Origin of the sequence: Micromonospora sp. NPDC000089 (genome assembly GCF_042899365.1) — a bacterium.
GTDB lineage: Bacteria > Actinomycetota > Actinomycetes > Mycobacteriales > Micromonosporaceae > Micromonospora.
The window spans coordinates 26,003-34,864 of sequence record NZ_JBIAZT010000026.1; the positions used below are offsets into that span (position 1 = coordinate 26,003).

7 protein-coding genes are annotated in these 8,862 nt (G+C 72.5%); 5 read left to right on the forward strand and 2 right to left on the reverse strand.

Annotated features, from left to right (window positions below; all coding sequences use genetic code 11):
- Nucleotides 1–18: 18 nt before the first annotated feature.
- On the reverse strand, nucleotides 19–1,659 hold the full coding sequence (locus ACFY3U_RS27510; RefSeq protein WP_387206875.1) for a cation acetate symporter: 1,641 nt from the start codon (nucleotides 1,657–1,659) through the stop codon (nucleotides 19–21).
- 1 nt (nucleotide 1,660) lies between these two features.
- Nucleotides 1,661–2,074: a hypothetical protein gene (locus ACFY3U_RS27515; RefSeq protein ID WP_387206876.1), complete on the reverse strand. Its 414-nt coding sequence runs from the start codon at nucleotides 2,072–2,074 to the stop codon at nucleotides 1,661–1,663.
- Between the two features lie 306 nt (nucleotides 2,075–2,380).
- Here ACFY3U_RS27515 and ACFY3U_RS27520 point away from each other — a divergent pair, with 306 nt between their 5' ends.
- The 5 genes from ACFY3U_RS27520 to ACFY3U_RS27540 all read left to right on the forward strand — a co-directional run bounded on the left by ACFY3U_RS27520 (nucleotide 2,381) and on the right by ACFY3U_RS27540 (nucleotide 8,680).
- Nucleotides 2,381–3,700, forward strand: coding sequence for a hypothetical protein (locus tag ACFY3U_RS27520; RefSeq protein WP_387206877.1), 1,320 nt, complete (start codon nucleotides 2,381–2,383; stop codon nucleotides 3,698–3,700).
- A gap of 108 nt (nucleotides 3,701–3,808) precedes the next feature.
- Nucleotides 3,809–5,215, forward strand: coding sequence for a hypothetical protein (locus tag ACFY3U_RS27525; RefSeq protein WP_387206878.1), 1,407 nt, complete (start codon nucleotides 3,809–3,811; stop codon nucleotides 5,213–5,215).
- Nucleotides 5,216–5,301: 86 nt separating this feature from the next.
- A complete protein-coding gene (locus ACFY3U_RS27530; protein ID WP_387206879.1) occupies nucleotides 5,302–7,389 on the forward strand; it encodes a hypothetical protein in 2,088 nt (695 codons plus the stop codon).
- Between the two features lie 97 nt (nucleotides 7,390–7,486).
- Nucleotides 7,487–8,242, forward strand: a complete 756-nt coding sequence (locus ACFY3U_RS27535; RefSeq protein WP_387206884.1) for a prepilin peptidase — start codon at nucleotides 7,487–7,489, stop codon at nucleotides 8,240–8,242.
- 198 nt (nucleotides 8,243–8,440) lie between these two features.
- Entirely contained in the window at nucleotides 8,441–8,680 is a 240-nt protein-coding gene (locus ACFY3U_RS27540) for a hypothetical protein (protein WP_387206880.1), read from the forward strand.
- Nucleotides 8,681–8,862: the final 182 nt, after the last annotated feature.

Genomic DNA, 8,862 nt, shown 5'->3' on the forward strand with positions numbered 1-8,862 from the left:
GCAACCGGACATTCGCGGTCACAGCCGTAGCGCCTCCGGGGCGTGCAGGCGCAGCATGGTCGCCCCGACGTCGGCCGGCGTGCGGCGTCGGGTGGCCAGCGAGACCGCCACCATCACGGTGAAGGCCAGCGGCACCGTCCAGGCGGCCGGCTGCGCGATGAGCGTGGCCGGCCAGCCGGACAGCGGCGGGCCGAGCACGGTGACCAGCACCGCGACGATCGCCGCGCCGCCACCGACCAGCACCCCGGCGGCGGCGCCCAGATCGGTCAGGCCGCGCCACCAGATGCCGAGCACCAGCAGCGGGCAGAAGCTCGACGCGGCGACCGCGAAGGCCAGCCCGACCACCTGGGAGACGTCCAGGCCCGAGATGTTCAACGCCAGCGCCGCGGGCACCGCGCCGGCGATCACGGTGGCCACCCGGAACCCGCGTACCGAGCCGTGCCCGAGCACGTCGGTGGAGATCACCCCGGCGACGCTGGTCAGCAGGCCGGAGGAGGTGGACAGGAAGGCGGCGAACGCGCCGGCGGCGACCAGCGCGGCGAGCAGCCGCCCGGTCGTCCCATCGCCGAGGGCGGCCCCGGGCAGCAGCACGACCACCGCGTCGGTCTGCCCGCTGACCAGCAGCTGCGGCGTGTAGATCCGGCCCAGCACGCCGTAGATCGTGGGCAGCAGGTAGAAGACGCCGACCAGGGCGAGCACCACCAGCGTGGTGCGCCGGGCGGCCGCGCCGTCGGGGTTGGTGTAGAAGCGCACCAGCACGTGCGGCAGGCCCATGGTGCCCAGGAAGGTGGCCAGGATCAGCGAGTAGGTGGCGAACAGCCCCCGGTCGTCGTCGCCGGCCGCGCTGGGCAGCAGCCAGTCGGCGGCCCCGGTGGCCACCCCGGAGACCTCCGGCACCGGCTGACCGGCGGCGAACTCGACGCGGTCGCCGGGGCGTACCTCTCGGGTGTTGCCGTCTCCGAAGGTGAGGGCCGCGCGGTGCTCGACCACGACGGTGGTCGCGGTCCGGAACGCCGGCCCGTCCGGCGGGGTGACCGCCGGGCGGGCGTCGGCCTGCCACTGCAGGGCCAGGAAGATCGCCGGTACGGCCAACGCGGTCAGCTTCAGCCAGTACTGGAAGGCCTGGACGAAGGTGATGGCCCGCATCCCGCCGAGCGCCACGTTCGTGGTCACCACGGCGGCGACCAGCAGGGCGCCCACCGGGTACGGCGAGCCGGCCACGGTGGCCAGGGTGAGCCCGGCGCCCTGCAGTTGCGGCACCAGGTAGAGCCAGCCGATGAAGATCACGAAGGCGGTGGCCAGGGCGCGCAGCCGGCGCGACCCGAGCCGCAGCTCGCAGAAGTCCGGCAGGGTGAACGCGCCGGAGCGGCGCAGCGGTGCGGCCACGAACAGCAGCAGCGCCAGGTAGCCGGCGGCGAAGCCGACCGGGTACCAGAGCACGTCCACGCCGTACTTCAGGATCAGCCCGGCCACCCCCAGGAAGCTCGCCGCCGACAGGTACTCCCCGCCGATCGCGGCGGCGTTCCAGGTTGGACTGATCGCCCGGGAGGCGACCAGGAAGTCGGAGGTGGTGCGGGCCAGCCGCAGCCCGTAGAAGCCGATGCCGACGGTGACCAGGGTGACCGCGACGATCGCCGGCACCACCAACCCGTTGCCCACCTCAGCGCTCCGGCCGCTGGACCAGGTCGGTGAAGTCCTGCTCGTTGCGCTCGGCCAGCCGCACGTACGCCCAGCCCACCGCGATCAGGAACGGGAACGAGGCCACCCCGAGCAGCAGCCACGGCAGGTTGACGCGGGCGACGGTGAGCCGGCCGACGGCGGGCGCGATCGCGAACAACCCGGGCAGCCCGCCCAGCCCGATCAGCACCAGCAGGCTGAACCGCAGGGCCAGCGACAACTGGGCCCGGACCAGCCCGCGGACCAGCGCCTCGCCGACCACGGTCTGCTGGGCGAGCTCCGCCCGGGTGCGGTCGGCGCGGGTGCTCGTGCGGGACACCTCGGCCAGCACGATCCGGACCCGCCCGGCGGCTGGCACGGCCCGTCGGGCCGGCGTCCGGTCCTCGGCGGCGGCCATCAGGGCAGTCTCGCCCGCCCGGTCGGATTGTCAAGGGCGGCTCCTCGACTGTGGACAAGTTGTGGACAACGTCGTGCCGCTGTGGACAGCAGTTGCCCGTCGAATTAACCAACCATTAAGTCCGGATTGGCCGCGACCCGCCAGGTCGGATTCATCGGCGAATCGGCCTTGCCGGCATTGATCCGGCCCCCTACGCTGAGGCGCGTTCCCAATTTCCTCTCTTCACACGGGGTTTCTATGCGCAAAATCGGCACTCTGCTCGGCGCCACCCTCGCCGGCGTATGTGCACTGTCCGTGGTTCCCGGCGTGGCGACCGCGGCTCCGGCCCTGGCGCCGCTGCAGGCCCAGGCGGTCCTCGACAACGTCACCGGCGCCTACTACCCGGTCGCGCCCGCCCGGCTGATGGACACCCGCAGCGGCCTCGGCGCGCCGAAGAAGGGCAAGATCGGCGCGGGGGCCAAGGTCGACCTGCAGGTCACCGGCCGGGGCGGCGTCCCGACCACCGGTGTCGGCGCGGTCGTGCTGAACGTGACCGTCACCGGCCCGACCGCCGACAGCTTCGTCACCGCCTACCCGGCGGGCGAGACCCGGCCGGACGCCTCCTCGGTGAACTTCGCCAAGGGCTGGCTCGGCTCCAACAACGTCACCGTCAAGCTCGGCGCCGGCGGCAAGGTCTCCGTCTACAACCGCAACGGCAGCACCGACGTCGTGGTCGACGTGGTCGGCTGGTACGCCAAGGACAACTCCCCGACCAATCGCAACGGCAACCTGTACGAGGGGTACGACCCGGCGCGGTACTTCGACACCCGTGAGGACGCGGCCGGCAAGGCCCTTCCCGGTGAGACGATCGAGTACTCGATCGGGTTCGAGGACCCGGTGACCCACCTTCCGGACGACGCCTACAACAGCTCGGTCAAGGGCCTGTTCCTCAACCTGACCGCGGTGGCGCCCGAGGCCTCGGGCTTCCTGACCGCCTGGTCCGGTGCCGGCGCCAAGCCGACCGCCTCCACGGTCAACTACCTCTCCGGCAAGAACGTGCCGAACCTCGCCTTCGTGCAGACCACCCCGTGCCTGGACAGCGACGGCTGGTGCCGGCCGGGCGCCCCGAAGTTCGCGATCTACAGCTCGCAGAAGTCGCACATCGTCGTCGATCTGGCCGGTGGCGTCACCGACGGCTCCGTCTCGTTCGGCATGCGGTTCGCCCCGACCAGCCCGACCCGGATCGTCGACAGCCGGATCAACAAGGGCATCACCGGCGCGCTCGGCCCCAACACGGCTCGCACGGTCACCGTGCCGTCGGCCCTGCTCAGCAACCCGGACACCCTGGCGCTGGCGATGAACGTCACCGCCGTCACGCCGACCGTCAACACGGTCGTCACCGTTTACCCGGGTGGCTCGCCCAAGCCCACCACCAGCAGCCTCAACCCGTACGCCAAGCAGGTCGTCTCCAACGGCGTGCTCGGTGTCATCGCGCCGAGCAACACGTTCAACGTGCACAACCTGTTCGGCAACACCCACCTGGTCGCCGACGTGACCGGCACGTTCTACTACGACGGCGCGACCGCGCGGTCCGCCAAGGCCGGCACCGCCCGCCCCGAGGCGGCCGGCACCTCGCACCGCCGGTAATCCGCACCGCCGGTAATCCGCACCACCGCGTGAAGGCGCCCCGGCCCACCTGGGTCGGGGCGCCTTCCCGTCCCACCGACCGTCGTCTTCCTCGTCATGGGAGTTTCCTTGCGCCTGATCCGTACTCTCCTCGGCGTTTCCGTCGCCGGGGCCTGTGCACTGGCCGTACTGCCGGGAGCCGCGCTCGCCGCGCCGCACCCGGCCGCCGCCGGTCACGCCTCCGCCGCGGCGCCCGCCGGGGTGGAGGGCACCTACTATCCCGTCGCGCCGGCACGGCTGATGGACACCCGCTCCGGCCTCGGTGCGGCCAAGGCGAAGATCGGCGCCGACCGGAAGGTCGACCTCCAGGTGGCCGGCCGCGGTGGCGTACCCGCCGACGGGGTCGCGGCCGTGGTGCTGAACGTGACGGTCACCGGGCCGACCGCCAACAGTTTCCTCACCGTCTATCCCGCCGGCGAGGCCAAGCCGACCGCCTCGTCGGTCAACTTCGCCAAGGGCTGGCTCGGCTCGAACAACGTGACCGTCAAGCTGGGGGCGGCCGGGAGGGTGTCGGTCTACAACCGGTTCGGCACCACCGACGTCGTCGTCGACGTGGTCGGCTTCTACGCCGGCGCCGCGACCATCCCCGGCCGGGGTGACGGCGGCCAGTACCAGTGGTTCGAGCCGTTCCGCCTCTTCGACACCCGGACCACCGGCAAGGGCCCGCTGCCGGCCGGGGCCACGCTGAACGGGTGGATCAACTTCCGTCCGGAGGTCTTCGGTGACTTCAACAGCCATGTCCGGGCGCTGGTGCTGAACATCACCGCGGTCGGCCCGCAGCGGGCCGGCTTCCTCACCGCCTGGTCCGGCGTGGGCGCCAAGCCCGTCGCCTCCACCGTCAACTACGGCGCCGGCAAGGTGGTGCCGAACCTGGCGTACGTGCAGACCGTGCCCTGCGCGGCGGGCGGCTGCGGCGGTGCGACCGGCGCGCCCCGCTACACCATCTTCAGCTCGGCGACCTCGCACGTGGTGGTCGACCTGGTCGGCGTGATCGACGACGGCACCGTCGGCGACGGCCTGCGCTTCCGGCCGGCCAGCCCGACCCGGATCGTGGACAGCCGGATCGGCCAGGGCCTGCGCGACGCCCTCGGCGCCGGGGAGACCGACACGGTCACCGTGACCGACCCGAGGCTGGTCGACGCGGACACCCAGGTGCTCGCCATGAACGTGACCGCGGTGGCGCCGCAGAAGAACACCGTGATCACCGTGTGGCCGGCCGACCCGGACGTGGCCAAGCCGAAGGCCAGCAACCTGAACCCGGCCCCCGGGCAGATCGTCTCCAACGCGGTGCTCGGTGTGATCGGCCCGAACGACGCGTTCCACGTGCACAACCTGTTCGGCACCACCCCGCTGGTCGCCGACGTGGTCGGCTCGTTCTACCTCAACCCGGGCACGGCGAGCGGCGGCACGCTCGCCGCCCGGTCGTCCCGGACGTCGGTGGCCGGCGTCGGCAGCTCGGCGTACGTCGTCCGCTAGGACCGCTGGGGGCGTCCGGCTCCGGCCGGGCGCCCCGGTGGCGGGGCGTCGCCGCCGCCTTCCTCTCCTCCTGCTCAGATTCGGGGATGTTCATGCGTGGAATCCGCGGTCTCCTCGGCGCGCTGGTCGCCGGGGCGTGTGCGGCGACGCTGGCGCCGGTGCCGGCGTCCGCCCAGCCCACCGCACCGTTCACGGTGGTCACCGTCGACGTCGGTGACGCGACCGGCCACCCGGTCAAGAAGTCCGCCGTCTACGACGCCGGTAACGCCTCGGTGTACCCCAAGGCCTGGTCCGACGGGGTCAGCATGGGCGTGCGGGCGGGCGACGGCACCGTCGTCAACCTCTGGGCCACCCCGCCGGTCGGGCAACGGTTCGCCGCCGGCCGGACGTACCAGGCGGCCGGCACCCGCGACGCCAGCCACGCCGGGCTGGACATGTCGTCGGACTCCACCGGCTGCAACGGCTACGACAGCTACGGCTCGCTCCTCGTCCGGGACGTCGTCCACGACCCGGACGGCCTGGTGGTGTCGTTCGCCGCGGCGTACGAGTACCACTGCTACGCCGCCGCCGGCGCGGTCACCGGTGAGCTGCGCTGGAACTCGAATCTGGGCTACCAGGCGGTGCTCGCCAGCCCGTCGCCGGTGGACTTCGGTCGGCTCGCCGTCGGTGGGCCCGAGCCGACCCGTTCCGTGACCTTCACGGTCGGCGGCACCGAGGAGGTGTCCTTCGGGTCCGCCCAGATCCTCGGCACCGGCGCGCCCTATCTCGAGCTGCACGGCGGCAGCTGCCTCGGGCAACGGCTCCAACCCGGCCGCAGCTGCCAGCTGGAGGTCTCGCCCCTGGCGCGGCACTGGGGCACCTGGACCGCCAACCTGGAGCTGGACGACAGCAGCAGCTTCGGCAAGCGGGTCGTGCCGCTGACCTTCACCGCGTACGAGACGGCGGTCGGCATGTACTACCCGCTGGTGCCGCAGCGGCTGATGGACTCCCGCACCGGGCTGGGCCTCGCCGCCGCGGGACCGCTGCCGAAGGGGGCGGTCACCCTCCAGGTCGCCGGCCGAGGCGGCGTACCGGCCAGCGGGGCCGGCTCCGTCGTCCTCAACGTCACGGTGACCGGGCCGACGGCGGACAGCTTCCTCACCGTCTACCCGTACCCGGAGGCGACCCCCACGGCCTCGTCGATCAACTTCGCCAAGGGCTGGCTCGGCTCCAACAACGTCACGGTCAAGCTGGGCGCCGGGGGCAAGGTCTCGATCTACAACAAGTCCGGCACCACGCACGTGGTCGTCGATGTGGTCGGGTTCTACGCGGCCAGCGACTCGGTGCGCGGCAGCCTCGGGTGGGGCGGCCAGTACCACCCGGTCGAGGCGACCCGGCTCATCGACACCCGCCCGAACAGCTCCCTGGTCGCCGGGTCGAGCATCAGCGGTTACGTGGACATCGGCCCGGAGAGCCCGCACGTGATGGGCCTGATCCTCAACATCACCGCAGTCCAACCGGCCCGGCCCGGGTTCCTCACCGCCTGGTCCGGGGTGGAGCCGCTGCCCACCTCCTCGACGGTGAACTACGGGGCCGGCAAGGTGGTGCCCAACCTGGCGTACGTCCGCGCGGGCCGGTGCGTCGACTGCAACGGCCTGCCGTACGCCGTGCCGACCTACACCATCTACACCTCGCAGAAGACGAACCTGGTGGTGGACGTCGTCGGCATCATCGGTGACGGGTCGATGCTGAACGGGTTGCGGTTCACCCCGCTGAGCCCGACCCGGATCGTGGACAGCCGCAGCGGCGTCGGCACCAGCGGTGCCCTCGGCGCGAACGTGACCCGCCGGATCACCACTCCGGACCCGGTGCTCGGCACGGACACCAGGGCGCTCGCGATGAACGTCACCGCGGTGACGCCGACCAGGAACACCGTGCTCACGGTCTGGCCGGCGGACACCGGCCAGCCCCGACCCGGGGTGAGCAACCTCAATCCGGCGGCCGGGCAGATCGTCTCCAACGCCGTGCTCGGCGGCCTCGGCCCGCGGAGCGCCTTCAACGTGCACAACCTCAACGGCAGCGCACACGTGGTCGCCGACGGGGTGGGGCGGTTCTACCTCTACCCGGGCACGTCGAGCAGCATGCTGGCCGCGGCGCGGCCGTTGACCGTGCGTGGTGGTGTCGTACGGGGCTGACCGGCACACCGGTCGAGGGCGCTGGTGGCGGTGAACGTGACCGCTCCGGCCGGGCCGGCCCGAGCGCGGCGGGCGGGGGGCCCGGCCGGCGGCTAGCATCCGGCGGGTGTCGTACGCCGTCGTCACCGCAGTCGCCGCCCTGCTCGGCGCCGCCTGGGGCGCGGTGCTGCCCGGCCTGGTCGACCGGTACGCCGTGGAGTGGCCGGCCGGCGCGCCGAAGCCCGCCTGGCGTACCGCCTGCCGGCACTGCGGGGCGCCCCGACCGCACTGGTGGCGGGCGGGCGGGCGCTGCCCGAACTGCGGTCGCCCGCCGATCTTCTCCCGCCTGCTCACCGTGCCGCTCGCCGCGCTGACCTGCGGCGGGGTGGCGGCGGCCGTCGGTCCGGAGTGGACCCTGCCGGCGTACGGGTGGCTGGCCGCGCTGGCCGTGCCGCTGGCGTTGATCGACCTGCGGGTGCTCCGGTTGCCCGATCCGCTGGTGCTCGCGCTCTTCGCCGGGGGGTTGGTGCTGCTGGGCGTGGCCGCGGTGGCTACCGGGCAGTATGTCACGCTCCCGTTACGCTCCGGTGCGGCCGTGCTGGCGTGCGGGGTCGGGTACCTGACACTCGCGCTGATTCCCCGGTCGCAGCTCGGCTTCGGGGACGTGAAGCTCGGCGCGGTGCTCGGGCTGTACCTCGGCTGGCTCGGCTGGGCCGCCGTGGCGGCCGGTGCGGCGCTCGCCCCGGTGGCCAATCTGCCGCTGCTCATCGTGCTGTTGATCACGAAGCGGGCGGGGCGGCGGACGGCCGTTCCGTACGGGCCGGCGATGCTCCTCGCGGCACTCGTCGTGGTCGTCCTGGCGACCGCGCGATAGCTCTGATGGGCGTCGGTCGATCGGCCGAACGGGCGAGGCGCGGTGTGGACGCGGCGCCGTTCGGTCGGTGGGCGCGGTCCCACCGACGGGATTGACAGGGCTCGTCACAGCAGGGAAAACTCCTCTCGGTACTTGCCCCACCTCAATCTTTTTTCGCCGCGGCCGACCGGGCCGCGACTCACACCTGGAGTTGTACCGATGCTCGAGTTCGTTTTCCGTGTGATGGCCTGGTATGAGATTCGGGAGCAGGACGTCAAGACCTGGTACGAGAGCCGGGAGCAGGACCGCGGCGCCTCCGCCGTCGAGTACGCGCTCATTCTTGCGGCCATCGTCGCCGTGGTGGCCGTCACCGTCTTCGCGATTGGCGGTCGGGTCAAGGGCTTCTTCACCGGTGCCTGCACGCGGCTCGGTGAAACCGCCGCCAACTGCGGCGTTTGATCGCCACGTCCCGCAGGCACCTCGTGCTGAAATCCCGCATTGTCGATGGGGTGGGGGGCGGGGGCGGGCCCCCCCCCCCCCCCCCCCCACGGGGTGATTGCGAGGGGGGGGTCCCGGGGGGCCCCCCCCGTGGGGATGGGCGCCGGGGTGCCCCGCCGGTCCACCAGCGCGTAGGTCAAAAA

Excerpts from the sequence above, each read along its gene's own strand:
- ACFY3U_RS27515 (WP_387206876.1), bottom strand. The coding sequence starts at position 2,074 with ATGGCCGCCGCCGAGGACCGGACGCCGGCCCGACGGGCCGTGCCAGCC.
- ACFY3U_RS27540 (WP_387206880.1), top strand. The coding sequence starts at position 8,441 with ATGCTCGAGTTCGTTTTCCGTGTGATGGCCTGGTATGAGATTCGGGAG.
- ACFY3U_RS27530 (WP_387206879.1), top strand. The coding sequence starts at position 5,302 with ATGTTCATGCGTGGAATCCGCGGTCTCCTCGGCGCGCTGGTCGCCGGG.